Here is a 25,269-nt window from a genome sequence, read left to right on the forward strand (position 1 = left end):
GCACCAGACCGTCTGAGAGGACCGCGCCTCGGCCTTCGAGAGGGCGATCGGCCCACAGTCGGGCCAGCCCGGCAATGGCGGCGGCCGACTATTTTCCGGCGGCGCGTGCCGCGCCTTTCCATCGCGAGGCAAAATAGCCGGCCTTCGCCATCCTCCGCTAACGCTCCGGCCCTGAGCTGCGCTCCGGGTGCAGAGCCGTCCCGCCGGTGGGCTTCGTCGCCATGAAGGCCGCGACGGTCGCGGTCCTACCGACGGAGCATCCCATGAACGCGCACGACGACTTCGAACCGAACCACGAATCCTCACCCACCGACCACGTCCTCAACGAACTGCAGCTCCACGGCTACCGGCCCTTCGCCGACGAACCGGACCAGCGGCTTCTTCCTGACGGCAATGCGGTCGCAGGCGCCGTCGCCGACATCTTCGACGCCCTGATCGTCACGCTGGAGGACACACGCCTCGAACCCGACCTCGACGATCTCCTCTGGTCGACCGTCAACGTCTTCCACCGCGCTACCGAACGGATCGCACGCGAACTCGACGACAACGAGCAGGCGCAAAAGCGCTCGCAGCGGGAACAGGACGGCAGCGAGGTCAAGTCGGTCGAACTCGAGCGCCGGATCGCCGAGGGCATGACCCTTATCGAACGGCAGAGCGCCTTCGAACTAATGCGCGACCAGGCCGCTGAACACTACGAACGCCATGTCGGCAAGCCCTGGCTCCCGCGCAGCGGATCGAAGGTCAACCATCGCAATCTCACCTCAGCGATGATCGACAGCCGCGACTTCCTGATGGCGAAGAAGCGCGCCGATCAGGAAGTTCTCCTTCCTCCCGGCCCGAAGATCGTCGTCACCGGCGGGCTCGACTTCAACGATCACCGGCTCATCTGGGCCAAGCTCGACCAGGTGCATGAGAAGCACCCCGACATGGTCCTCGTTCACGGCAAGTCACCGAAGGGCGCCGAGAAGATCGCTTCGCTCTGGGCGAAGAACCGCAACGTGCCGCAGATCGGCTTCGCCCCCGACTGGACGAAGCATGGCCGGGCAGCGCCGTTCAAGCGCAACGACGAAATGCTGCAGATCGTGCCGAAGGGCGTGATGCACTTCCCCGGCACGGGCATCAACGACAACCTCGCCGATAAGGCGAAGAAGCTCGGCATTCCGGTCTGGAGGTTCGGCGGCGCGTGAGCGCCGCCTTCACGCTTCTCCGTATTCGCGCCATTCCGCAGATACGTATTGGCGCGTTTCCGCAAAGACGTCTTTCGGTCAGGCTCGCCCGTCACGGCGATCCGGGCAGAGCGTGCATAGTGAGCAAGTTCCGTGTCGGTGTTTTCATATCCGCTTGGTCCGAGGCCGACTGGACGGACCCGACTGACGCTCGATGGCCAGCGCCGCAATCGCAAGGGCCTTCGTCACGAGATGCAAGTCTCTGCCAGTGAACTCCGCCATTGCCGGCCCCTCCGGACTCCACGCGCACAGCCGAAGTATAGCCTAGATCGTCAATGAGCAGTGCGGGACAGAAGGGCAGCGGTTCAAGCATTGAGGCCGGTTACGTGGTCGCCTGACGCGAGAACCACCCCCGTCTTTCAGCGCTGATCCTTGGTCCAGCCGCGGACTTGTCGCCATCAACCCGTAAAGGGTCGGCTATGCAAGCATGCCGCCGCTGCAGCTGCGCCTGCGCGGTGATTGCAGTCCACGGCCGAACACTTCGGGCGCCTGTCGGCGGGGGATGGTCCCCTGCTCCAGCAGGAGCCCAGCAAATGTCCCTCAACGACGCTCACGCCTTCGCGTTCAGCCTCGCCACCACCCTGATGGCCGCCATCGTCATCTTCCAGGCCGGCGACGGCACGCTCTCGGTGACACCCGCCAGCGAGTACGACGGCGAAGCCTCGGAGATCGTTCACGAAATTGACCCCTTCGCCCCCTGATCAGGCTCACCGGGCCGCGCCGGGCGGAAATCGCTTGCGATTTCCGCTCCCGGCTAAGGCCATTTTCCGCTATTATCCGAGCGCGCCGTGGTGGTGGTGGCAGGCGCGACCGTCAGACTATCGTCACGGAGGCCACCACCATGATCATTCTCGCAATCCTCGCCTCGCTCGCCGCCATCGGCGCGCTATGCTGGCTGCTATTCACCCTAGCCGTCTTCGCGCTGCCGGCCTTCGTCGGCGCAACCGTTGGCGCTTGGGCCTACGGCACTGGCGCCGGTGTGCCTGGCGCAATTCTCATCGGCCTGGTCGCCGCGACTGCCACCCTAGCGGTCGGCCAGCTCGTGATCATGTTCGTGCGGCCCGTATGGCTCAAGCTGATCGTGGCCATCGCCTTTGTTGCCCCGGCGGCGATCGCCGGATTCCACGCCACGCACGGTATCGTCAAGCATCTCATGCCATCCGAGGCATGGCAGATCACCTTCTCCGTCATCGGCGCCATCGCGGTCGGCATCACCGCCCTGGTGCGGGTCGCTGGGATGGCGACGGCTCCGGCCCCATCCGGTCAGGGCCTCGCGCGGGCCTGATCTCATTCAGCGCCGATGCGGCGCACTATATTCGCGTTGGCACCAACGCCTCCGTCGTCCGAGGCGGGTGCGGCTGGAAGCGTGGAGTGAGGCCCGACCCTAGACCCCGGGCACGATCCTCGTTGAAGCGCTCAGGGAACGGCTGCATCGGCGCGGGCGTCCTGCGTGCAGACGTAGCGATCCCTCCGATAGCGGCGATGGCGAGGATGTAGCACGAATAGCCTGTACGAGGATGCAATCGCCAGATGGTCCCGTATCGACGCTGGCTTCTCGCTGCAGGGTGGCCGCCATCATCTCCGTTTTGTGTCCGTGTCTCGACCGCTCCAAGCGGCCTCTTCAATGGCCTGATCTGGCCGAAGGACGGCTGAGGCCTCGATCGCCTATGCCGCAACAGCGGCGTCGAACTTTCTTCCCCTGCCGGCTGCGCCGCCATTCCTCGCGAGACAAGAAAGCCCTCCTTTGCTGTCAGGCCCCTTCGGGGTGCGCCGTCGATCGCCTCCGGCCAACCGATCGCCATCGAGGCCGCAATGGTGCGGGCTCGGATACGGAATACGGAGACTTACAATGGCGACCATCGGCACCTTTAAGAAGACCGGCTCGAACGAGTTCACCGGCGAAATCGTCACCCTCAGCGTCCAGGCCAAGAACGTGCGCATCGTCCCCGACCAGCGCGCCACCGGCGAGAACGCCCCCAGCCACCGGGTTCTGGTTGGCCGCGCCGAGATCGGCGCCGCCTGGTCCAAGCGCTCCAACGAGGGCCGCGACTATCTGGGCCTCAAGCTCGACGATCCGAGCTTCAACGCCCCGATCTACGCCAACCTCTTCGACGACGAGGACAGCGACACCTTCTCGCTGATCTGGTCCCGCCCCACTGGGCGGCGCGGCGACTAAGGCCCCGCGCAAGGCCCCGGCCGGAAGGCCGGGGCCTTCGCCTTGCTGAATCCGCATGCGGTTCTTCTCGGCCGACCGCGATCCTCGCACTAGCCGCAGGCTTCGCGCTCAACCAACGTCGAGTCCGCGAGATTGATCTCGATCTGAGCGAATCATGTCTCCCTCGGAGGCGTCTATCGGCGGATGAGCCGTCTGTTTGCGCTGGCCCCAAACGTCGAGAGCGACTATTATAGTCGTAGTTTTGGCGTGCGCTTAGGTTCGTGTGGGAGGTGATCATGCATGATCACCGCCCGACAATCGCGGGCCGCTCGCGCGTTGCTGGGTTGGACACAGGAGACGCTCGCAGACAAGGCCCGGGTATCACTGACCGCACTCAAACGCCTTGAATCCGAAAGCGGACTCGAGGTTTACGAGTCAACCCGCGATCAGGTGAGGCGTGCTTTCGAAGCTAGCGGTATCGTATTCCTGAATTCCGACCGTGGCGAAGGAGTGATGGTCGTCCAAGGAAAAGGCGCGACACGTTCGACCTGATTCTGGCGACTGAATTATCCTCTCCCGATGAGCGCTATTGCGCTGGCTGGAGTGGTTAACAAATTGCTCCGGAATGGATATGGTCAGCCCTCGGGGATCTGGTGACACGGTTGAGATTTCAAGACGAACCACCGCAAAGCATGGTGCTCACAAACTACGATCGAGAGCACCTCAAGACATATCTGCGCCTTCTCGACTCAGAAGCTGGCGGCGCATGCTGGCAAGAAGCCGTGTCAATCATCTTCGGTCTTGACGCTCGCAAAGATCCCGGCCGAGCGCAACGCGTTTATGCTAGCCATCTCGCAAGAGCAAAATGGATGACCGAAAACGGTTTCCGCAGCTTGATCGGGGCGAGCTATCATTGACCTGTAGTGATGCGGAACCCGCATCACCTCCTGCAACGAGCGATCTTCCCAAGATCAGGACAACTTGGAATCGTAATCTCCTTATTGCTCGCCCCGGTGCGGGCGCGCCGAGGGAGATGCTGAAATGCAGGAGGATGAAAGCTGGAGGTCATCGACCGCATACGAATACGTAGATGATCTACAGGCTTCTGATCTGGCCTGGGAATTTCTCCGGCGCAACGAAGATTATCGCCGCGAATACAAACGGCTTCAGTCGAAGACTGATTCTTCCGATCCAGCCAAGGAGAGCTTTGCCCAGCGCTGGGGGTTGTCCTTTCGCGCTAGATCCCGATCTCCGCGCGTTGTCGTCGGTAGTTCCTTGGACGCCGAATGCGGACCCCTCAAAAATAGTTCTCATATCGTCGCCCCCGCTGCCACCCGCGGCGGACCTGCCGCTCGAAACTGGGCTGACCGGCGTGACCCCCCTAGTGGACGGAAGCGCTCGCGTCAGCCTCGCCGGCCAGCCTTTTGATGTCCTATTCGCGGAACCGACGCCACATCCGCCGTTCGTAGCAATACTTCTCTTCAATAGAGACACTCCCGACAGGCTCGCCGCCCTTGGTCGATTTTGGATGGCGGCAAGCGGTCTCGACGTCCCGCCCGACGAGCGGATCACTCCAAATCGCCGGGCGCGCTTGCAGCGCATGTTGCGAGCCGTAGATGGCCACATCGCCGGTGCGACCTATCGAATCATTGGCGAGGCCTTGTTCCCCGAGCACGACATCGACGCCCGGTCGTGGGTTGGGACTTCCGTAAGAGAGACCACCATCCGTCTTGTACGTGACGGCATGAAGCTCGTGCGCGGCGGCTACCGTGAACTTCTACGCTGCTCCCGCCGATCCTAGCCGAAGCCCGCCGATTGAGGGTGTCGGTTTTGCTTGAACACCTTCGACATCGTTAGCAGCCCCACGAAGAGCCACCGTGCCCTGAAGCCGCCGATTGCACTCGGCGGCGTCCGATCACCGCACGGAGGTTCCGACTATGGCCGCAAATCAGGCGGGCATCCCGCCACGCTTTCTGCGCACGCCCGAAGCTGCGCGCTTCCTTGGACTGTCCGGTCGCACGCTGGAAAAGCACCGAACCTATGGAACTGGCCCGGCCTTCCGCAAACTCGGCGGCCGAGTGGTTTACGCCCTCGACGACCTCCAGCGCTGGGCCGCGCGCGGCGCAAAGATTTCGACCTCCGATCCCGGCGCAGGCGGTGTTTCCGCCGCCAAGCCGCAGGGCAACGGCACCCCCAATGCCGTCTCGCACGACGGTTGAGGACGTCGGCCGTGACCTCCCACCATCAACAACACGGGGAGCGCGCGCAGCTCGATCTCTTTCGGGCGCTGCCCGGCGATCTTGCCCCCCGCGATGCACAGGACCTCATGGCCTATCCATTCTTCTCGCTCGCCAAGTCGAAGCGGCTGGCCCCGATCGACTTCAAGGCGGGCTCTGTGAAGATCCGCGTCGAAGCCGTCGCTGAACACGGCATGGCGACGATCTGGGACGCCGACGTCCTGATCTGGGCCGCCTCGCAGATCGTCGAGGCCCGCGATCTTGGTCTGCGGCCGTCGCGCCTGATGGCGACCACCCCTTATGAAATCCTGAACTTCATCGGCCGCGGCGTCTCCCTGCGCGACTATGACCGCCTCAAGGCCGCGCTCGATCGCCTGCAATCGACCACGGTGGCGACCTCGATCCGCCAGCCGACCGAGCGTCGGATGCACCGCTTCTCCTGGATCAACGAATGGAAAGAGCGCGCCGATCACCGGGGCCGCCCGCTCGGCCTCGAGTTGATCGTGCCCGATTGGTTCTATGGCGCCGTGCTCGATGACGCGCTCGTGCTGACCATTGATCGCAACTATTTCGGCCTGACCGGCGGGCTGGAACGCTGGCTGTACCGCCTGGTGCGCAAGCACGGCGGCCGCCAGGAGTTCGGCTGGAGCTTCGACTTCCCGCATCTCCATGCGAAGTCCGGCAGCCTCTCGCCGCTCAAGCACTTCGCCTACGACCTGCGCGAGATCGTCCGCCGCCAACCGCTGCCGGGCTACCGCCTCACCATCGAGCAGTGTGTCGGTGGTCTCGAAATCCTGTCCTTCGCACCAACCGATCCTGATGCGCTCGGCATCCCGCGCCGCCGCCGCCGGACCAACTCTCGCCCTGGGGATAAGCTGTGAATCGCCTCGTGCTATCAGGGACCGGCACTATCGTGCCATCGGGGACCGGACTCTCGTGCTATCGGGGACCGGAATCGTCGATTCTTCGCGCTGAATCAGCAGTTTGCGAGCCCCGTAACTTATCTAACCTAGATTCCTATGGAATCTTTCTAACGCGACCGCGTTTTTCGGCCGCTGTGGACGAGTCCCCGATCGCCGGGAGACCGTCATGATCGTCGCGCTACTCAACCAGAAGGGCGGCGTCGGGAAGACGACGCTCGCCCTTCACTTGGCGGGCGAATGGGCTCGCCGTGGACAGCGCGTCACGCTGATCGACGCCGATCCGCAGGGCTCGGCGCTCGACTGGTCGCAGCAACGCAGCCGGGAGGGGCTGAAGCGGTTGTTCGGCGTCGTCGGCCTGGCCCGCGACACGCTGCACCGTGAAGCGCCGGAGCTGGCCCGCGACGCCGACCATGTCGTCATCGACGGCCCGCCTCGTGTCGCCGGATTGATGCGCTCGGCGCTGCTCGCGGCCGATCTCGTGCTGATCCCGGTGCAGCCGTCGCCGCTCGATGGCTGGGCCTCCGCCGAAATGCTCGCGCTGCTCGGCGAGGCGCGCATCTATCGCCCACAGCTCGCGGCGCGCTTCGTGCTGAACCGCTGCGCGGCCCGCACGGTCCTGGCGCGCGAGACCGCCGAGACGCTGGCGGATCACGACCCGCCATTGCTGGCGACTACCATCGGTCAGCGCATCGTCTTCGCCGATGTCGTGCAGACCGGCCGCCTCGCTGCCGAGCAGGACGAGGATTGCCTTGGCGCGCGCGAGATCGCCGCGCTCGCGGCCGAAGTCGCAAGGTTCGGCGCATGAGCGAGCGGTCCCCAAAACGCAGCTTCGCCGCCCGCCCGGCCGATCCGGAGAGCTGGATCAAGACGCCCGACCGTGCATCGCCGCGGCCGGAGGCCACCGCCGATTTCGCCGCCAGACTGACGATCGACGTCACCACCGACATGCGCGGCCGCATCAAGATCGCCGCCTTTCAACGCGGCCAGACCGTCGCCGACATGCTGCGTGCGCTGTTCGAGCGCGAATTCCCACCCCCGTCAGGAGAAGGATAATGACCGGCCTTGTCGCCGCGCCAATGCACGTCGGCCGCGCTGCCGCCGAGCCATCGACCGAAGCTTTCACGCAGGTCGAACTCGTCTGGATTGAGAAGCAGACGGAGCACTGGATTCGCTTTGGTCGCGAGCGGCGTGAGCAGATCCTCGACCGTCGCCGCCGCATCCTCTTCTTCCCTCCCGGCAGCGCTCTTGCGCTGGTGCGTTGGGCGGCGAACGAACACGGCACCGTGCTCTCGCGCCTCGACATCCTGCGCACGGTCGAGCGCGACGCGCCGTGTCAGACCGTCCCGACGGTGACGCCTGGCGCAGAGGTCCTGCTGCAGGTCGATGGCTGGCCGAAGGTGGAGCGCATGCTCCAGCTCATCGACGCCATCGAGGCGCGCGGCATCGACCCGATCGAGGTCTCGCCGGACCATTGGCGCCACGTCCACAACAGAATGACCGTCGGCGAAACGCCTCGCGCCTACGGCCAGCAACAGCACCGCGCATTCCTATTGCGCCGGGAGATCGGCGCATGAGCCGGCTCCCCTACGCCATCGTCACGACGGCGGCCGTGTCGCTTCTCGGCGTCGCCTCTGTCGCGTCGTACGCTCCTAGGCTGATCTGGAACGCGTCGGCCAGCACGCCGGTGGGCTTCTACACGATCAACGAACGCGGGCCGGTCGAAGTGACCGATCTGGTCGCCGTTCATGCGCCCGAGCCGCTTGCCACCTTCCTGTCCGATGGTGGCTACCTGCCGCGCGGCGTTCCGCTTTTGAAGCGTGTCGCCGCGCTCCCGGGCCAACGGATCTGCCGGACCGGGCTCGCCATCACCGTTGACGGCGTGCCGATGGGCGACGCCCTGGACCGTGATCGTCGCGGCCGCCCGCTCCCGGTGTGGCAGGGCTGCAGGCTGGTCGCGGCTGGCGAGCTGTTCCTGATGAACTGGCAGGTCCGCGACAGCCTCGATGGCCGCTATTTCGGACCGCTTCCGGCCACCGCCGTGATCGGCCGGGCCACCCCTCTCTACACCGACGAGGACGGCGACGGCCGCTTCGTCTGGCGCGCGCCGACGCGGTGACGGCGCGCCCATGACCCTGTCCACCGCGATTCGAAGGAGACGACCCATGCCCGTGATCGGTCAATTCATGCGCGAGGACGATGGCTTCATCGGCCACCTGACGACGCTGTCACTGCACCAGGACATCATCATCGTCGCAGCCGAGCCGTCCGATGCAGAGAACGCGCCCGACTTCCGCGTCCATGTGCTCGACACGACGAGCAACGAGACCGGAGCGGAGATCGGCGCGGGCTGGAAGCGAACCGGCGAGAAGGCCGGCGAATACGTCTCGCTGCAGCTCGACGATCCAACCTTCGAACATCCGATCCGCGCCAACCTGTTCCAGTCTGGCGACGACAAGTCTGCCTGGGGCCTGCACTGGAATCGCCCGCCGAAGCGCGGCGAGCGGGACTGAACGATGCCCGCCGCGCGCCATCATTCTGCCGTCGGAGGGAGGATTGCCCTCCGACGTGCAGCCCTCCTTCTCCTTTCCGGTCTGATCCTTGTTGCGCCGGCTGCGAGGCCGGCCGCCGCGCAGCAGGCGCAGGTCGAGCGGCCATCAGGCAGCGATCCCTATGGCGCTTTCATCGCCGAGGCGGCGCAGAGGTTTGGCGTCCCTGAAGCATGGGTACGCGCCGTCATGCGCGTCGAAAGCGCCGGCGATGTGCGCGCCATCTCGTCGGCCGGCGCAATGGGCCTGATGCAGGTTATGCCCGCCACGTGGGAGGAGCTGCGCGTCCGCCATCGGCTCGGCGCCAATCCCTATGATCCGCGCGACAACATCCTGGCGGGCGCGGCGTATCTGCGCGAGATGCACGATCGCTACGGGTCGCGCGGCTTCCTGGCGGCCTACAATGCCGGTCCCGGCCGTTACGAAGAGTATCTCGCCGGTCGCCCATTGCCGGCTGAAACGCGCGCTTATGTCGCCGCGCTTGCCCCCGTTGTCGGCGGCGGTGACCTCACCGGCCCCGTCGTGGTCGCGGCCGCCGATCCGCTCGCCTGGACGCGAGCACCGCTCTTCGTCGTGCAGTCAACCGGCAGTGGACCTGCCGCGCCCGTGCAGTCCGAAAGCGCGCCCGGTGACAGTACGGCGTCTGCACCGGCGCGCGATCAAGGCCCGGTGGCTTCGCGCACCGATGGTCTTTTCGTTCCCCGCAATGTCCCCGGTGGCCCGCGATGACCGCGTTCGCACCCGTTCGCATTGTGGCGTGGTCTGGCGGGCGAGTGGCGGTCCGCAGAGAAGGAGCAGTCAGCACAACCGCACGATGGCGAGATAAAAGCCGGCGATGTGCGGCTTGGTGCGGTCGTGTGTTTTCAAAGACTTATGGCGAATCTGCGCGAGGTGCGCCTGATTGGCGCAGCCTGCGCATTCGCCATTTTCCCAAGGTTTTCCGCGCGATTGCGCGATGTGTGGGGCCCCGGCCATGAGCGGCGAGGACGATTTCCGCATCCGGCCTGGTCGCATCCGCTCGACCCGAGCTCAAGCTGCGCGGCCCTTCATCGCCCAGGCGCTCGCGGCCGCCCAGCGTGCTGGCGGCAGGGTCTCGCGCTCCGGCCAAATCAGCAAGGGCAATCGCTCGCGGTTCGGACGCGGACAGCGCGCGACCGTGCAGGCCAATCGTCTTCTGACTGGCCGATCGCGCAACACCGTCGTCAAGACACGGGTCGTCCGTCATAGCGCGCGGGCCGCGCCGCTCGCGGCGCACCTCAGCTACCTCCGTCGCGAGGGCGTCACCCGGGATGGAGAGAAGGCGCGCCTGTTCGGTCCCGAGACCGAGGACGCCGATCCAAAGGCTTTCGCCGAGCGCACCCAGGACGATCGGCATCACTTCCGATTCATCGTCTCGCCCGAGGACGCCACCGAGATGAGCGACCTCACGACCTTCGCGCGCGAGCTGATGGGTCAGATGGAAAAGGACCTCGGCACCAAGCTCGACTGGGTTGGCGTCGATCACTGGAACACCGACAATCCCCACATCCACATTATCCTGCGGGGGCGCACCGACGATGGTCAGGACCTCGTCATCTCCCGCGACTACATCAAGGAAGGTTTGCGCGCCCGCGCGCAGGATCTCGTCACCCAGGAGCTGGGACCGCGCACCGATCACGAAATCCGCCGCAATCTCGAACGGCAGATCGAGGCGGAGCGCTGGACCAACCTCGATCGCCAGCTCGCCCGCGACAGCTATCGCACCGGCGTCGTCGACCTCGCCCCGCACCCGGACCGCCAACCCGACGAATTTCACGCGCTGAAGGTCGGCCGGCTGCGCAAGCTGGAAACGCTCGGCCTCGCCGATCAGGTCGGACCGGGCCAATGGGTCGTGTCCGAGAATGCCGAGGCGACGCTGCGCGCGCTCGGCGAGCGTGGCGACATCATCAAGCGCATCCATCGCGGCCTGACCGAACGCGGCATCGAGCGCGGCGCGGCGAGCTATGTACTCGCCGGCGAAAGCCTCGATGATCCTGTTGTCGGCCGGCTGGTGGATCGTGGTCTCGACGATGAGCTGAAAGGTACGGCCTATGCCGTCGTCGACGGCACGGACGGGCGGACCCACCACATCAAGCTGCCCGACCTCGATGCCGCTGGCGACAGCGCACCAGGCTCGATCGTCGAGCTGCGCAAGTTCGATGACGCGCAGGGTCGGCGCCGCGTGGCGCTCGCCGTCCGATCCGATCTCGACATCGAACGGCAGGTCAGTGCGGCCGGCGCCACCTGGCTCGACCGGCAGGCGATCGCTCGCGATCCCGTCGCGCTCGGCGCTGGCGGCTTCGGCGCGGAGGTGCGCCAGGCGATGGACCGGCGTGCCGACCATCTCGTCGGCCAGGGCCTCGCCGAGCGGCAATCGCGCGGTGTCAGCTTTGCGCCGGGGCTGATCGACCAGTTGCGCCAGCGTGAGGTGGAAGCTCTGGGCGCGAAGCTTGCCGCCGAAACCGGGCGTCAGTTCACGAAGGCCGGAACGGGCGAATATGTGGCGGGCACTTACCGGCAGCGCTTCGCGCTCGCCTCCGGCCGCTTCGCCATGATCGACGACGGCCTCGGCTTCCAGCTCGTGCCTTGGTCTCCGTCCCTCGAACGCCAGCTCAGTCAGCACGTCTCCGGCGTCTCGCGCGGCCCGGGCGGCGTCGACTGGAGCTTCGGCCGCAATCGCGGCCTCGGCATGTAGCCAACCAAAAAAGGAGTGCCCGCCATGTCGGCGACGAAGATCCTCTGGGGTCAGATCCTCACCGTCTTCCTGATCGTCCTGATGACGACCTGGGGCGCGACACAATGGACGGCCTATCGGCTCGGCTTCCAGCCACAGCTCGGGCAGCCCTGGTTCGAGCTTGCCGGCTGGCCCATCTACTACCCGCCGGCCTTCTTCTGGTGGTGGTATTTCTACGACGCCTATGCCCCGCCGATCTTCGTCGAGGGCGCCTATATCGCCGCGTCGGGCGGGTTCATCTCCATCGCGGTTGCCATTGGAATGTCCGTATGGCGGGCACGCGAAGCGAAGAACGTCGAGACCTACGGCTCGGCCCGCTGGGCGCGGCCGGAAGAGGTGAAGGCCGCCGGTCTCCTCGGTCCGGACGGCGTCGTGCTCGGCAAGCATGAGCGCGAGTATCTTCGCCATGACGGTCCCGAGCATGTCCTGTGCTTCGCGCCGACACGTTCCGGCAAGGGCGTGGGCCTGGTCGTGCCCTCGCTCCTAACCTGGCCGGGCTCGGCGATCGTTCACGACATCAAGGGCGAGAACTGGACGCTGACCGCCGGCTATCGCGCGCGGCACGGCCGCGTGCTGCTGTTCGACCCGACGAACGCGAAGTCGGCGGCCTATAACCCGCTGCTCGAGGTGCGCCGCGGCGAATGGGAAGTGCGCGACGTGCAGAACATCGCCGACATTCTGGTCGACCCGGAAGGCTCGCTCGAAAAGCGGAACCACTGGGAGAAGACGTCGCACGCGCTTCTGGTCGGCGCGATCCTGCATGTCCTCTATGCCGAGGCCGACAAAACCTTGGCGGGGGTCGCCGCCTTCCTCTCCGATCCGAAGCGCCCCATCGAGTCGACCCTCGCGGCGATGATGAAGACCGCCCATCTCGGCGAGGCCGGCCCGCATCCGGTGATCGCCAGCGCGGCGCGCGAGCTGCTCAACAAATCCGACAACGAGCGGTCCGGCGTGCTGTCGACTGCGATGTCCTTCTTGGGGCTCTATCGTGATCCCGTCGTCGCCGAAGTCACCCGCCGCTGCGACTGGCGCATCGCCGACATGGTCGGCGGTAAGCATCCGACCACCCTCTACCTCGTGGTGCCGCCGTCTGACATCAACCGAACCAAACCGCTGATCCGATTGATCCTCAATCAGGTCGGGCGCCGGTTGACCGAGGATTTGCAGACGAAGGGCAACCGCCATCGGCTGCTGCTCATGCTCGACGAGTTTCCCGCGCTCGGCCGCCTCGACTTCTTCGAGAGCGCCCTGGCGTTCATGGCGGGTTATGGCCTGAAGGCGTTCCTCATCGCTCAGTCGCTGAACCAGATCGAGAAGGCTTATGGCCCGAACAACTCGATCCTCGACAACTGCCATGTGCGCGTGAGCTTTGCGACCAATGACGAGCGCACAGCCAAGCGCGTTTCGGATGCGCTCGGCACCGCCACCGAGATGAAGGCGATGAAGAACTATGCCGGCCACCGGCTCTCGCCCTGGCTCGGCCATATGATGGTTTCGCGCTCGGAGACCGCCCGGCAATTGCTGACGCCGGGCGAGATCATGCAGCTCCCGCCCTCCGACGAGATCGTCATGGTCGCGGGCATCCCGCCGATCCGCGCCAAGAAGGCCCGCTATTACGAGGATCGCAGATTTCAGGAACGCATCCTCACGCCGCCCGGCCTGACCAAGCCTGCGAGCGCAAGGGCAGACGATTGGAGCGCGCTCGCCTTGCCCGAACGCCCGATGCTGAGCACGCCCGTCGCTGCTGACGACGCGGCCGATGATGATCCGACCGATTCCGAGCGCCGTCATCAGCCCGAACTGAGCCGCACCAAGACTGTCGAGCGCAAAGCGGTCATCGAAAACGAGTTCGAGATCGATCCCCGTGATGACGTCGACGAGGATGCCGCCCGCCTCAGCCGCATGACGCAGACGATGCGCCAGGTCGCGCGCCAAGCCTCGCTCGATCCGGGCGACGGCATCGAACTGTAGGAGGCGCCGATGAGCAAGCCGCCGAAGAAGCAGCGCCTTTCCGTCTATCTCGATCCGGACGTGATGAAAGCGCTGGCCGCCCATGCAGCGCGACGCGACCTCTCGCTGTCGCTGGTTGCCGAGGCCAGCATCGCCTCTTTCCTCTCGCCAGACGCCGCGGAACGGCAGGAAGCGGCGACCACGAAGCGGCTCGATCAGCTCGACCGGCGCATGGCGCGCATGGAGCGCGATGTCGGCATATCGGTCGAAACGCTTGCCGTGTTCATCCGCTTCTGGCTGACGTCCAATCCGCCGTTGCCGGAACCGGCGCAGGTCGCGGCGCGCGCCAAGGCGGCGGAGCGCTACGAGGCCTTCGTGACCGCGCTTGGTCGAAGACTCGCACAGGGACCGAAGCTCAGGCAGGAGATTTCAGAGGACATCCCGCCCGCGCGCGACGCGGAATAATGATTGATCATCGCATCGCAAGTATAGGGCGGTGCCGCCGATTGTCAGTATTTACACGCCACAGCACTACTACGACACGCCTACTGTTGCGCCGACCGATTATCCGGTTCTTTTAATCGTCCCCGATCCAGGGCCGCACATCGCGGACCCGCAAGAGAACGGGGACGACGTGGCGGCAACTCACCAGAAACCGGAGGCGATTCTTCGCGGCGCACGCATGCTGCGCACGGCTCTCGGGCCGGCGATCGCCCGGTTTCTGGAAGATCCCGCGATCGTCGAGGTGATGCTCAACCCCGATGGGCGGCTCTGGGTCGACCGGCTTTCCGAAGGTCTTTCCGAGACGGGCGAGCTGCTGTCGCCGTCTGACGGCGAGCGGATCATCCGCCTGGTCGCCCACCATGTCGGCGCCGAGGTGCATCCCGGCTCCCCGCGCGTCTCGGCCGAGCTGCCCGAGACGGGGGAGCGGTTCGAGGGGCTGTTGCCGCCCGTCGTGTCCGCGCCGGCCTTCGCGATCCGCAAGCCGGCCGTCGCGGTCTTCACCCTAGACGACTATGTCGCCGCCGGGATCATGGCGGCAGGTCAGGCCGAGACGTTGCGTCAGGCCGTCGCAGATCGGCGCAACATCCTGGTCGCAGGCGGGACGTCCACCGGCAAGACCACACTCACCAACGCCTTGCTGGCCGAAGTATCCAAGACCTCCGACCGCGTCGTCCTGATCGAGGACACGCGCGAGCTGCAATGCGCCGCGCCAAACCTCGTAGCCATGCGGACGAAGGACGGCGTCGCCTCGCTCTCTGACCTTGTCCGTTCCTCGCTGCGTCTGCGCCCCGACCGCATTCCCATCGGGGAGGTTCGCGGCTCCGAGGCCCTCGACCTGTTGAAAGCCTGGGGCACCGGGCATCCCGGCGGCATCGGGACCATCCATGCTGGCACCGCCATCGGCGCCCTCCGCCGGCTCGAACAGCTCATCCAGGAAGCCGTCGTCACCGTCCCGCGCGCGCTGATCGCAGAGACGATCGATCTGGTCGCCGTGCTCTCCGGTCGCGGTTCGTCACGGCGCCTCGCCGAACTCGCCCGCGTCGAGGGCCTCGGCCCCGATGCCGATTACCGCGTCACCCCCGCAAGCCAGCCCCCCGCAGGAGACCCGTCATGATTACGCATGCCTTGCACGTCCGCCGTCATTTCACCACGGCCGTGTCCATCACTTTCTTCACGCTCGCGCTGGCGCCGGCCGCCCATGCGTCGGGTTCGTCCATGCCATGGGAAGCCCCGCTCCAGTCGATCTTGGAATCGATCGAAGGACCGGTCGCCAAGATTATCGCGGTGATGATCATCATCATCACCGGCCTGACGCTCGCATTCGGGGACACGTCAGGCGGCGCACGGCGCCTGATCCAGATCGTGTTCGGCCTGTCCATCGCCTTCGCGGCATCGAGCTTCTTCCTGTCATTCTTCTCCTTCGGCGGCGGGGCGCTCGTGTGATGGCCGATGGCGGGGATCATGGCGGCGAGGTGCCGGGCTTCTCCGTTCCGGTTCACCGGGCGCTGACCGAGCACATCCTGCTCGGCGGCGCGCCGCGCTCGCTCGCCATTCTCAACGGCACGCTGGCGGCCGCGCTCGGCCTCGGCCTTCGCCTGTGGCTGGTCGGCCTGGGGCTGTGGGCCGTGGGCCACTTCGCCGCTGTCTGGGCAGCCAAGCGCGACCCCCAGTTCGTCGACGTCGTGCGCAAGCATCTGCGCATCCCGGCTTTCCTGTCCGTCTGAGGAGCGGTGCGATGATGAACCTTGCTGAGTATCGCAACCGCAACACCCGCCTTGCCGATTTCCTGCCCTGGGCCGCGCTCGCCGGCGAAGGCGTCGTCCTCAACAAGGATGGCAGCTTGCAGCGCACCGCACGCTTTCGGGGCCCAGACCTCGACAGCGCCGTGCCGGCCGAGCTAGTCGCTGTCGCCGGCCGCCTCAACAATGCCTTCCGGCGTCTCGGCTCCGGCTGGGCCATCTTCGTGGAGGCGCAGCGTCACGGCGCAGCCACCTATCCGGCCAGCACGTTCGCCGATCGTGCTTCCGCGCTGGTCGATGCCGAACGCAAGGCCGACTTCGAAGAAGCCGGCGCGCATTTTGAGTCCAGCTACTTCCTCACCTTCCTTTATCTCCCGCCAGCCGAGGACGCGGCGCGCGCCGAGACCTGGCTCTACGAGGGCCGCGATCACGCCGGTGTCGACGCCCACGAGATTCTGCGTGGCTTCGTCGATCGCACCGACCGCATTCTCAACCTCATCGACGCCTTTATGCCGGAGTGCGCTTGGCTCGATGACGCCGAGACGCTCACCTACCTGCATTCGACCATCTCGACGAAGCGGCATCGCGTCCGCGTGCCCGAGACGCCGATGTATCTCGACGCGCTGCTCGCCGATCAGCCGCTCACCGGCGGGCTCGAACCGCGCCTGGGCGACACGAACCTGCGCATCCTCACCATTGTCGGTTTCCCGTCCGCGACAACGCCCGGCATCCTCGACGAGCTGAACCGGCTCGCCTTTCCCTATCGCTGGTCGACGCGGGCCATTCTGCTGGACAAGACTGACGCGACCAAGCTGCTGACCAAGATCCGTCGGCAATGGTTCGCCAAACGCAAGTCCATCGCCGCCATCCTCAAGGAAATCATGACCAACGAGGCCTCGGCGCTCGTTGACACCGATGCCGCCAACAAGGCGGCCGATGCCGACATGGCGCTACAGGAGCTGGGCGCCGACTATGCCGGCCAGGCTTATGTGACCGCGACGATTACGGTTTGGGACGAGGATCCCCGCATCGCGGCCGAGAAGCTCAGGCTCGTCGAGAAAGTCATTCAGGGCCGGGACTTCACGGCGATGGCCGAGACCCTGAACGCTGTCGACGCCTGGCTGGGCTCGCTGCCCGGCCACGTCTACGCCAATGTCCGCCAGCCACCCATCAGCACACTTAATCTCGCTCACATGATCCCGCTGTCGGCGGTGTGGGCAGGACCGGAACGGGACGAGCACTTCGATGCACCCCCACTGCTTTACGGCAGAACGGAGGGTTCGACCCCGTTCCGGCTTTCCATCCATGTCGGAGACGTCGGCCATACGCTGATTGTCGGGCCGACCGGCGCCGGCAAGTCGGTGCTCCTCGCACTCATGGCGCTTCAGTTCCGGCGCTATCCGCAATCCCAGGTCTTCGCCTTCGACTTCGGCGGATCGATCCGCGCCGCGGCGCTCGCCATGCGGGGCGACTGGCATGACCTGGGAGGTGGCCTGACCGACGGCGCCGACGACAGTGTGTCGCTCCAACCGCTCGCCCGCATCGACGACGTCGCCGAGCGCGCCTGGGCCTCCGACTGGCTGATTGCGATCCTGGGTCGCGAGAGCGTGCCGGTCACCCCCGAGGTCAAGGAGCACCTCTGGTCGGCGCTATCCTCGCTGGCGACGGCGCCGGTGGCGGAGCGCACGCTGACGGGCTTGTCCGTCCTGCTCCAGTCCAACGACCTGAAGCAGGCGCTGCGACCCTATTGCGTTGGCGGCCCCTATGGCCGGCTCTTGGACGCCGAGGCCGAACATCTCGGCGAGGCGAACGTCCAGGCCTTCGAGACCGAGGGCCTGATCGGCACAGGCGCAGCCGCCGCCGTGCTCGCCTATCTGTTCCATCGCATCGAGGACCGCCTCGACGGCCAGCCGACGCTTCTGATCGTCGATGAAGGCTGGCTCGCTCTCGACGACGAAGGGTTCGCCGGGCAGCTCCGCGAGTGGCTGAAGACCCTGCGCAAGAAGAATGCGAGCGTCATTTTCGCCACCCAATCGCTCTCCGACATCGACGGGTCTGCGATCGCGCCGGCGATCATCGAGAGCTGCCAGACGCGCATCCTCCTACCGAACGAGCGCGCGATCGAGCCGCAGAGCACTGCGATTTACCGCCGCTTCGGTCTCAACGATCGTCAAATCGAGATCCTCGCGCGGGCGATGCCGAAGCGCGACTATTACTGCCAGTCCCGGCGCGGCAATCGCCTGTTTGAGCTGGGCCTTTCTGATGTGGCCCTAGCGCTGTGCGCGGCCTCATCCAAACAGCATCAGGCGATGATCGCCGACGTTCACGCCCGCAGCGGCACGGACGGGTTCCTCGCCGAATGGCTCGCCGCGAACCGTCTCGATTGGGCTGTCGATCTCATCGCGGACCTCACCAACGTCACCCACCAAAACGACCCGGAGGCACGTCCATGACCCGTCCTATTCACGCCCGCACGCGCGCCCTGCGCATGGCGGCCGCAATTCTTGCGGCGCCGCTCGCACTATCACCGGTCCTCAGCACTCCCGCCTCGGCGCAGTGGATCGTCTATGATCCAACCAACTACGCGCAGAACGTGCTGACGGCTGCGCGCACGCTGCAGCAGGTCAATCAGCAGATCACCCAGCTTCAGAACGAAGCGCAAATGCTGATCAACCAGGCGCGCAACCTCGCGAGCCTGCCTTACTCGTCGCTCCAGCAGCTCCAGCAGTCTGTCCAGCGCACACAGCAGCTCCTGCAACAGGCGCAGGGCATCGCCCTCAACGTGCAGCAGATCGACCGTGCGTTTCAGACCACCTACGGCAACGCTTCGATGTCGGCTTCCGATCAGACACTCGTCGCGCAGGCGCGGGAGCGCTGGCAGAACACCGTCGGCGGCTTGCAGGACGCCATGCGCGTCCAGGCTGGCGTCGTCGGCAACATCGACACCAACCGCAGCGAGATGTCGGCGCTGATCGGCCAGAGCCAGGGCGCGACCGGCGCCTTGCAGGCGACGCAGGCCGGCAATCAGCTCCTCGCCCTGCAAGCCCAACAGCTCGCCGATCTCACCGCCGTCGTCGCCGCCAACGGGCGCGCACAGAGCCTCTCCGAGGCCGAGCGCGCTGCTGCGGCCGAACAAGGCCGCGAGCAGCGCAGGCGATTCCTGACACCCGGCAGCGGCTACCAGCCGGGCAACGCTCGCATGTTCCCGAACGGCAACTGAGGGCCTCGCGATGGACGGCAAGGTATTCGCCCGGGTCGGCGCCGTGGGGTTCGTCGCCGTCGCGATCACGGCGACAGCGATCGAGATGACCCGGAAAGAGGAAGCGCCCGAGCGGTGGCCGTCCGGCCGTGCGATCGAAGCTCCGGCCGATCCCCTGCGCGACGCGCTTATCCGCTGCCAGGCGCTCGGCGAAGAGGGACCGCGCGATCCGGAATGCCGCCGTGCCTGGGCGGAGAACCGCCACCGCTTCCTCGCACCCGGCGCCCGTCCCGCCGAGCGGTTGCCGGACATGCCGCCCGCGCCTCGCGATGTCCTCACCCCACAGTCACAACGGACGAACGCACCGACCCCAATGCCCCCCGCGCCAAGCACGCCGCAGCTCGACGAGGCGCGATAGCATCATGGGCGGCACCGGCGTCATCGACCATTTCCTCGAGGTCTTCACCCGCTACATCGACAGCGGGTTCGGGCTGCTCAGCGGCGAAGTCGCCTTCATCGCTACCTCGCTCATCGTCATCGACGTGACGCTCGCGGCGCTGTTCTGGAGCTGGGGCGCCGACGACGACATTATGGCGCGGCTGGTGAAGAAGACGCTGTTCGTCGGCGTCTTCGCCTACATCATCGGCAACTGGAACAACCTCGCCAGGATCGTCTTCGAGAGCTTCGCCGGCCTCGGCCTGAAGGCGAGCGGCACCGGCTTCTCGACCGCCGACCTTATGCGTCCCGGGAAGGTCGCCCAGACCGGCCTCGATGCCGGCCGGCCACTGCTCGACTCGATCTCCAGCCTGATGGGCTACTGGTCGTTCTTCGAGAACTTCATCCAGATCGCTTGTATGTTCCTTGCTTGGGCGCTGGTGCTGCTCGCCTTCTTCATCCTCGCCATCCAGCTCTTCGTCACGCTCATCGAGTTCAAGCTGACGACGCTCGCCGGCTTCGTGCTGATCCCCTTCGGCCTCTTCGGCAAGTCCGCCTTCATGGCGGAGCGCGTGCTCGGCAACGTTATTTCGTCCGGCATCAAGGTGCTAGTGCTCGCCGTCATCATCGGCATCGGTTCAACGCTCTTTTCCGAGTTCACGTCCGGCTTCGGCGGTCAGAATCCCTCGATCGACGAGGCAATGGCGATCGTTCTCGCCGCCTTGTCTCTCCTCGGCCTCGGCATTTTCGGTCCTGGCATCGCCACCGGCCTCGTGTCCGGTGGCCCGCAGCTCAGCGCCGGCGCAGCGGTCGGGACGGGTCTCGCCGCGGGCGGCATGGTCGCCCTCGGCGCAGGCGCCGTCGGTGCCGCCGCCTCCGGTGGCGCGGCCCTCACCGCAGGTGCAGCCGCAGCCGCGCGCGGGGGCGCCGCGATCGCGGGCGGCGCATCGACTGCCTACAGTCTCGGCGCAGCAGGACAGTCCGGCGCGGCCGGCGTTGCATCTGGTCTCGGTGGCGTTGCTCGTGCAGGCGGCAGCGCCGCCGTCTCACCTTTGCGCCGCGCCGCATCCCGCGCCGCCGAAAGCATGAAGTCCAGCTTCAATGCCGGCGGCAAGGCAGCGTTCGAAGCCACGGGCGGAACGTCCACCTTGGGCTCAATCGGCGGTGATGCCGCCGGCGACGGCGCGGCGCCTGCGAGCGCTGGCGGCCCTCCGGCCTGGGCACAAAGGATGCGCCGGTCCCAACGCATGACCCACGCCGTCCAGGCTACGGCCCACGCCGTCCGCTCCGGCGACGCCCACGGCGGCGGCTCTTCCGTCAATCTTTCCGAAGGCGATCGCTGATGTTCAAACGACCTTCCACCCACTACGGCAAAGCACCCGAGCCGGAGACGCCGTATCAACGCGCGGCCCAGGTCTGGGATGAACGCATCGGCACCTCCCGCATTCAGGCCAAGAATTGGAGGCTGATGGCCTTCGGCTCGCTGATCCTATCAGCCGGCTTCGCCACCGCGCTCGTCGTGCAGTCGGCACGCGGAACCATTGTCCCCTGGGTGGTGCAGGTCGACCGGCTCGGTCAGGCGCAGGCTGTCGCGCCGGCCGAGGCGGATTACCGTCCGACCGATCCGCAGATCGCCTTCCACCTGGCGCGCTTCATTGAACAGGTCCGGAGCATTCCAGCCGATGCGATCATCGTGCGCCAGAACTGGCTTCGCGCCTACGACTTCACGACCGATCGCGGCGCGATGGCGCTGAACGACTATGCGCGAGCGAATGATCCGTTCACGCGGGTCGGTCGCCAGCAGGTCGCCGTCGACGTCTCCAGCGTCATCCGCGCTTCTCCGGACAGTTTCCGCGTCGCCTGGGTCGAGCGCCGCTACGAGAACGGCCAACTCGCCGAGACCACGCGCTGGACCGCGATCCTGACCATCGTCGTGCAGGTCCCCCGAAACGCCGATCGGCTGAGAGCGAATCCGCTCGGCATCTACGTCAACGCCATCAACTGGTCACGGGAGCTTGGGCAATGAAGCCGTCTTTCCGTAAAGCCGGAAACCCGGCTTCGCACACACTCGCATTCCCGGCTCTGCGGAGAGCCGCAATCCCGATGGTCCTGCTGGCGACGACTGCGCTCGCCGGCTGCGCCACCACCAACCCGCCGCCCGAGATCTCCTATGACAACGCGGCTCCCGCCGTGCAGACCGTCGATCCGCCGGCGCCCGTCACCGTGGTGGAGTTGCCACGGCCGCTGCCGCTGCCCGGCCAGTTGCAACGCGTGGAGCCTTCGCGGCGCACACCCGAGCCGGCAGACCCGACCGCGCGGGTGAACCAAGCCAATGCCGCCGCGCGCATCCAGCCGGTGCGCGACGGCTTCATCAACTCGATGCAAGTCTATCCTTTCACGCAAGGCGCGCTCTATCAGGTCTATACCGCTGTCGGCCAGATCACAGACGTCGCGTTGCAGCCCGGCGAGCAGCTCGTCGGCTCCGGCCCCGTCGCGGCCGGCGACACGGTGCGCTGGATCATTGGGGACACCGAGAGCGGATCGGGGGCGGCGCGGCAGATTCATATCCTCGTGAAGCCGACCCGCCCGGACCTGATGACGAACCTCGTCATCAACACCAACCTGCGCACCTATCACATGGAGCTTCGCTCGACCGAGCGGACCTATATGGCCTCCGTCTCCTGGCAGTATCCGCAGGACCAGCTCATCGCGCTGCGCCGGCAGAACGCCGAGGCGCAAGCCGCTCAGCCAGTGGCGAGCGGCGTCGACCTCGCCAACGTCAACTTCCGCTATGCAATCGAAGGCGACCGAGCGCCATGGCGGCCGCTTCGCGCCTTCGACGACGGCCGCCAGGTCTTCATCGAATTCCCGCGCGGCATCGGCCAGGGCGAGATGCCGCCGCTCTTCGTCGTAGGCCCCGAGGGCAACACCTCCGAGCTGGTGAACTACCGCGTGCGCGGGCACCACATGATCGTCGACCGCCTCTTCGCGGCCGCTGAGCTGCGCTTCGGCGCCGGCGACCGCCAGCGGCGCGTCCGCATTACCCGTACCGACGGGAGGCCAACCTCGTGAGCGAGAACCCGCCCCGGAATGAGGAAGTGCCGGACGACGAGGCGCAGCCACTGACCGGCGAGCCGGCCAGCGCCGCGCCGATGCGGCTGCGCGCAGAACCGCCGCGCGTGACCCGGCTGTCGCGCAAAGTTCTCGCGGGCGTGGGTCTGGTCGCCAGCGTCGGGCTCGGGGGCGCCCTGATCTACGCCCTCCAGACCCGCGATGGAGGTCGGCCGAACGAGGAGCTTTATTCGACCGAGAACCGCTCCACTGCTGATGGTCTGGCTGGCCTGCCGCGCGATTATAGCGGCGTGCCGCGCCTTGGTCCCCCGCTGCCGGGCGACCTCGGTCGCCCTATCGTCGGTGCCCAAGAGCGTGGACAGCCTGTCCCGACTCCAAGTGTCGCCACCCCGAATCCCGGCATCAGCCCGGAGGAACAGCGCCGCCTTCAGGAGATCGAGACTGCGCGAACCAGTCGGCTATTCTCTGGAACCGAGACCCGCGCTGGTGCGGCCGGGACGGCCCCTGCCATCGCGCCGCCGCCAGCGCCGGACCTGGCCGGCCTCGGACTCGCGCCACCTCCGGCGACACCTTCGGCGCAGGATCGCCAGAACGCCTTTCTCAACGCGGCAGCCGATCGCAGGACCGTTGCGGCCGATAGGGTCGCCGCGCCAGCTTCACCGAACATCCTTCAGGCCGGAGCCGTGATTTCGGCGGCCCTGATCACCGGCATCCGGTCCGATCTTCCAGGCCAGATCACCGCGCAGGTCACCGAGAACATCTATGACAGCCCGACCGGCCGCATCCTCCTCGTACCGCAGGGCACGCGCGTCATCGGCCAGTACGACAACAACGTGCAGTTCGGGCAGAGCCGCGTACTACTTGTCTGGAACCGGCTTATCTTTCCGAATGGTCGCTCCATCGTGCTCGAGCGCCTGCCTGGGGCCGACGCGGAGGGCTACGCCGGCCTGCAGGATGGCGTTGACTACCACTGGTGGGATCTTGCCAAAGCTGCGGGGCTTTCGACGTTGCTCAGCGTGGGCGCGGAATTGGCCGTCAATGATGAAGACCGTCTGCTTCAGGCGATCCGAAACGGCGGACAAGACACGATCAACGATGCCGGCCAGCAGATCATTCGCCGCCAGCTCAATGTTGCCCCGACCCTGACGATCCGGCCGGGCTTTCCGGTGCGCGTGATCGTCACCAGAGATCTCGTACTAGAGCCATACGGAGGTTCGTGATGGCGAAACTCAAGCTCGGCCCAATCGTGAGCGACAAGCCGGTAAAAGTGACTTTGGAACTTCCGGCCAGCCTGCACAGAGACTTGGCTGCCTATGCGAGCGCGCTCGGCCGCGAGCAAGGGCAACAGATCGACGATCCTACCAAGCTCATCGTCCCCATGCTGGAGCGGTTCATCGCCACCGATCGCGGATTTGCAAAGGAAAGACGTGAATCACAGTGATCTTGAAGCCTGAGCTGCCCGGTCGATGTCGCGCGGCCAGCGACGCGAGAGTCCACGGGCCAGGCTAAGCAATCTCCGCAGCGCCGGATTGTCGTTGCGCGCAGACCAAATCGCGGAAAACGGAAGGAAATCGGTCGCGAGCTTCCTATAGACGACGCTCGGATACTGGACGCCGATCGTCGCCTCGCTCGTCACCGTCAGACCGCGGCCCATCGCCACGAGATTCATTAGGTTCTCACGTCCGACGGCATGTTGCTCCACTTCGGGATGATGCCCCAGCTCGGCCAAGTGCTTCATCAGGTAGTCGTAGATTTCGGGCCCAGGATCGGCCTCCATCACGATGAGCTTCCGATCCTTCAGCATCGACCAGGTGATTTCCCGTACCGCCGTAAGCTCATCGTCTGCCGGCAGTGCCACATAGACCCCCTCATTCCAGAGATGCGCCCGGTCGCAGTCGTCGGCGACCGGCTCGCCTGTCAGAAACGCGACATCCAGTTGGAAGCGTTGGAGCGATGCGATGTGATGCGCCGGGCCGCCTTCGACGACCTCCAACCGAACCGATGGGTGGGCCGAAATATAGGCGCGTACAAGCTCTGACAGGAAGCCTGACGCTAGCGACGTGAAGATCCCAATGCGCACCGAACCGTTTTCGCCGCGACCAAAGGCGCCGACGTTCGTGACAGTGTGCTTGATCTGCTCAATCGCCTTGCGCGCGCCGGGTAGGAACTGGTTTCCAGCCTGGGTCAGATAGACCCCGTTGTGCGAACGGATGAAGAGTGCCACCCCCAACTCGTCTTCGAGATCGCGGATTCGCCGGCTGATTGTGGACTCGGGGAGATCGAGCACCCGCGCCGCGCGACGAAAACTGCCAGCGTGAGCAGCGGCGATCACATATTGGAGTTGCCGGAAGTCAATCGTCACACACCGTCGCCGGCGCTCCGGCTCGCGGCCTCCCCGGCGTGGGCGGCGGGAGGACCAGCGCTCGCCAAGGCGTCATCCCCACGAGGAGAAGTGACGACGGTCGCACTGCCGCGCCGCCTCTGCGGGCAATTTCTGCGTCCCACGCATCTCTCTGACTTGGAGTTGCTGC

Annotated in this window: 30 protein-coding genes; 29 read left to right on the plus strand and 1 reads right to left on the minus strand. The window is 66.0% G+C overall.

The features are described 5' to 3' along the window. Positions 1-263: 263 nt before the first annotated feature. The 29 genes from ASG57_RS03725 (at position 264) to ASG57_RS03855 (ending at position 24,179) form a co-directional block, all read left to right on the plus strand. Positions 264-1,187 carry a DUF2493 domain-containing protein gene (locus ASG57_RS03725; RefSeq protein ID WP_057195775.1) on the plus strand — a complete coding sequence of 308 codons (924 nt, stop codon included), beginning with the start codon at positions 264-266 and terminating at the stop codon, positions 1,185-1,187. 572 nt (positions 1,188-1,759) lie between these two features. Further along, the gene (locus ASG57_RS38560; protein WP_200948529.1) at positions 1,760-1,927 is read left to right on the plus strand and encodes a hypothetical protein; all 168 of its coding nucleotides are present in this window, start codon (positions 1,760-1,762) and stop codon (positions 1,925-1,927) included. Positions 1,928-2,067: 140 nt separating this feature from the next. Beyond that, entirely contained in the window at positions 2,068-2,511 is a 444-nt protein-coding gene (locus tag ASG57_RS03730; protein ID WP_057195725.1) for a hypothetical protein, read from the plus strand. A gap of 564 nt (positions 2,512-3,075) precedes the next feature. Next, positions 3,076-3,402, plus strand: coding sequence for a DUF736 domain-containing protein (locus ASG57_RS03735; RefSeq protein ID WP_057195726.1), 327 nt, complete (start codon positions 3,076-3,078; stop codon positions 3,400-3,402). Between the two features lie 279 nt (positions 3,403-3,681). After that, positions 3,682-3,933 carry a helix-turn-helix domain-containing protein gene (locus tag ASG57_RS36450; RefSeq protein WP_082528889.1) on the plus strand — a complete coding sequence of 84 codons (252 nt, stop codon included), beginning with the start codon at positions 3,682-3,684 and terminating at the stop codon, positions 3,931-3,933. 489 nt (positions 3,934-4,422) lie between these two features. Further along, positions 4,423-4,809, plus strand: coding sequence for a transcriptional regulator domain-containing protein (locus tag ASG57_RS39025; RefSeq protein WP_230646605.1), 387 nt, complete (start codon positions 4,423-4,425; stop codon positions 4,807-4,809). Next, positions 4,766-5,182 (plus strand): DUF2285 domain-containing protein, encoded by a 417-nt coding sequence (locus ASG57_RS39030; protein WP_283806169.1) that lies wholly within the window; start codon positions 4,766-4,768, stop codon positions 5,180-5,182. Before ASG57_RS39025 ends, ASG57_RS39030 begins: the two co-directional genes overlap by 44 nt. Before the next feature lie 136 nt (positions 5,183-5,318). Next, positions 5,319-5,600, plus strand: coding sequence for a helix-turn-helix transcriptional regulator (locus ASG57_RS03750; protein ID WP_057195728.1), 282 nt, complete (start codon positions 5,319-5,321; stop codon positions 5,598-5,600). 11 nt (positions 5,601-5,611) lie between these two features. Then, entirely contained in the window at positions 5,612-6,499 is an 888-nt protein-coding gene (locus tag ASG57_RS03755; RefSeq protein WP_057195729.1) for a replication initiator protein A, read from the plus strand. A 208-nt stretch (positions 6,500-6,707) separates the two neighbouring features. After that, positions 6,708-7,346, plus strand: a complete 639-nt coding sequence (gene parA / locus ASG57_RS03760; protein ID WP_057195730.1) for a ParA family partition ATPase — start codon at positions 6,708-6,710, stop codon at positions 7,344-7,346. Further along, positions 7,343-7,594 carry a hypothetical protein gene (locus tag ASG57_RS03765; RefSeq protein ID WP_057195731.1) on the plus strand — a complete coding sequence of 84 codons (252 nt, stop codon included), beginning with the start codon at positions 7,343-7,345 and terminating at the stop codon, positions 7,592-7,594. Before parA ends, ASG57_RS03765 begins: the two co-directional genes overlap by 4 nt. Further along, a complete protein-coding gene (locus tag ASG57_RS03770; protein WP_057195732.1) occupies positions 7,594-8,115 on the plus strand; it encodes a DUF2840 domain-containing protein in 522 nt (173 codons plus the stop codon). Before ASG57_RS03765 ends, ASG57_RS03770 begins: the two co-directional genes overlap by 1 nt. After that, positions 8,112-8,657 (plus strand): S26 family signal peptidase, encoded by a 546-nt coding sequence (locus ASG57_RS03775; protein WP_057195733.1) that lies wholly within the window; start codon positions 8,112-8,114, stop codon positions 8,655-8,657. Before ASG57_RS03770 ends, ASG57_RS03775 begins: the two co-directional genes overlap by 4 nt. Before the next feature lie 46 nt (positions 8,658-8,703). Beyond that, positions 8,704-9,051 carry a DUF736 domain-containing protein gene (locus ASG57_RS03780; protein WP_057195734.1) on the plus strand — a complete coding sequence of 116 codons (348 nt, stop codon included), beginning with the start codon at positions 8,704-8,706 and terminating at the stop codon, positions 9,049-9,051. A 3-nt stretch (positions 9,052-9,054) separates the two neighbouring features. Beyond that, positions 9,055-9,816 (plus strand): lytic transglycosylase domain-containing protein, encoded by a 762-nt coding sequence (locus ASG57_RS03785; RefSeq protein WP_057195735.1) that lies wholly within the window; start codon positions 9,055-9,057, stop codon positions 9,814-9,816. A 244-nt stretch (positions 9,817-10,060) separates the two neighbouring features. Beyond that, positions 10,061-11,800, plus strand: a complete 1,740-nt coding sequence (locus ASG57_RS03790) for a relaxase/mobilization nuclease domain-containing protein (protein ID WP_057195736.1) — start codon at positions 10,061-10,063, stop codon at positions 11,798-11,800. A gap of 24 nt (positions 11,801-11,824) precedes the next feature. Then, positions 11,825-13,810 carry a conjugal transfer protein TraG gene (locus ASG57_RS03795; protein ID WP_057195737.1) on the plus strand — a complete coding sequence of 662 codons (1,986 nt, stop codon included), beginning with the start codon at positions 11,825-11,827 and terminating at the stop codon, positions 13,808-13,810. Between the two features lie 9 nt (positions 13,811-13,819). Then, a complete protein-coding gene (locus tag ASG57_RS03800) occupies positions 13,820-14,254 on the plus strand; it encodes a hypothetical protein (protein WP_057195738.1) in 435 nt (144 codons plus the stop codon). A gap of 217 nt (positions 14,255-14,471) precedes the next feature. Continuing rightward, positions 14,472-15,407: a P-type conjugative transfer ATPase TrbB gene (trbB, locus tag ASG57_RS03805; RefSeq protein WP_502690734.1), complete on the plus strand. Its 936-nt coding sequence runs from the start codon at positions 14,472-14,474 to the stop codon at positions 15,405-15,407. Then, a complete protein-coding gene (locus ASG57_RS03810; protein WP_057195740.1) occupies positions 15,404-15,736 on the plus strand; it encodes a TrbC/VirB2 family type IV secretion system protein in 333 nt (110 codons plus the stop codon). Before trbB ends, ASG57_RS03810 begins: the two co-directional genes overlap by 4 nt. Then, entirely contained in the window at positions 15,736-16,017 is a 282-nt protein-coding gene (locus ASG57_RS03815) for a VirB3 family type IV secretion system protein (RefSeq protein ID WP_057195741.1), read from the plus strand. Before ASG57_RS03810 ends, ASG57_RS03815 begins: the two co-directional genes overlap by 1 nt. A gap of 11 nt (positions 16,018-16,028) precedes the next feature. Continuing rightward, positions 16,029-18,485: a conjugal transfer protein TrbE gene (trbE, locus tag ASG57_RS03820; RefSeq protein ID WP_057195742.1), complete on the plus strand. Its 2,457-nt coding sequence runs from the start codon at positions 16,029-16,031 to the stop codon at positions 18,483-18,485. Beyond that, positions 18,482-19,252 (plus strand): P-type conjugative transfer protein TrbJ, encoded by a 771-nt coding sequence (gene trbJ / locus ASG57_RS03825; protein ID WP_057195743.1) that lies wholly within the window; start codon positions 18,482-18,484, stop codon positions 19,250-19,252. The genes trbE and trbJ overlap by 4 nt, the downstream gene beginning before the upstream one ends. A gap of 10 nt (positions 19,253-19,262) precedes the next feature. Beyond that, positions 19,263-19,649, plus strand: coding sequence for a putative entry exclusion protein TrbK-alt (gene trbK-alt / locus ASG57_RS03830; protein ID WP_057195744.1), 387 nt, complete (start codon positions 19,263-19,265; stop codon positions 19,647-19,649). 4 nt (positions 19,650-19,653) lie between these two features. Beyond that, entirely contained in the window at positions 19,654-21,009 is a 1,356-nt protein-coding gene (gene trbL / locus ASG57_RS03835; protein ID WP_057195745.1) for a P-type conjugative transfer protein TrbL, read from the plus strand. Continuing rightward, positions 21,009-21,692 carry a conjugal transfer protein TrbF gene (trbF, locus tag ASG57_RS03840; protein ID WP_057195746.1) on the plus strand — a complete coding sequence of 228 codons (684 nt, stop codon included), beginning with the start codon at positions 21,009-21,011 and terminating at the stop codon, positions 21,690-21,692. Before trbL ends, trbF begins: the two co-directional genes overlap by 1 nt. Next, positions 21,689-22,738: a P-type conjugative transfer protein TrbG gene (gene trbG, locus ASG57_RS03845; RefSeq protein WP_057195747.1), complete on the plus strand. Its 1,050-nt coding sequence runs from the start codon at positions 21,689-21,691 to the stop codon at positions 22,736-22,738. The genes trbF and trbG overlap by 4 nt, the downstream gene beginning before the upstream one ends. Next, positions 22,735-23,958: a TraB/TrbI/VirB10 family type IV secretion system protein gene (locus ASG57_RS03850; RefSeq protein WP_057195748.1), complete on the plus strand. Its 1,224-nt coding sequence runs from the start codon at positions 22,735-22,737 to the stop codon at positions 23,956-23,958. The genes trbG and ASG57_RS03850 overlap by 4 nt, the downstream gene beginning before the upstream one ends. Continuing rightward, positions 23,958-24,179, plus strand: coding sequence for a DUF2274 domain-containing protein (locus ASG57_RS03855; protein WP_057195749.1), 222 nt, complete (start codon positions 23,958-23,960; stop codon positions 24,177-24,179). The genes ASG57_RS03850 and ASG57_RS03855 overlap by 1 nt, the downstream gene beginning before the upstream one ends. Here ASG57_RS03855 and ASG57_RS03860 read toward each other — a convergent pair. Beyond that, positions 24,171-25,100 (minus strand): LysR family transcriptional regulator, encoded by a 930-nt coding sequence (locus ASG57_RS03860; RefSeq protein ID WP_057195750.1) that lies wholly within the window; start codon positions 25,098-25,100, stop codon positions 24,171-24,173. The two genes, ASG57_RS03855 and ASG57_RS03860, sit on opposite strands and share 9 nt — an antisense overlap. Between the last annotated feature and the right edge of the window lie 169 nt (positions 25,101-25,269).

Origin of the sequence: Bradyrhizobium sp. Leaf396 (genome assembly GCF_001424605.1) — a bacterium.
Taxonomy (GTDB): domain Bacteria; phylum Pseudomonadota; class Alphaproteobacteria; order Rhizobiales; family Xanthobacteraceae; genus Bradyrhizobium; species Bradyrhizobium japonicum_C.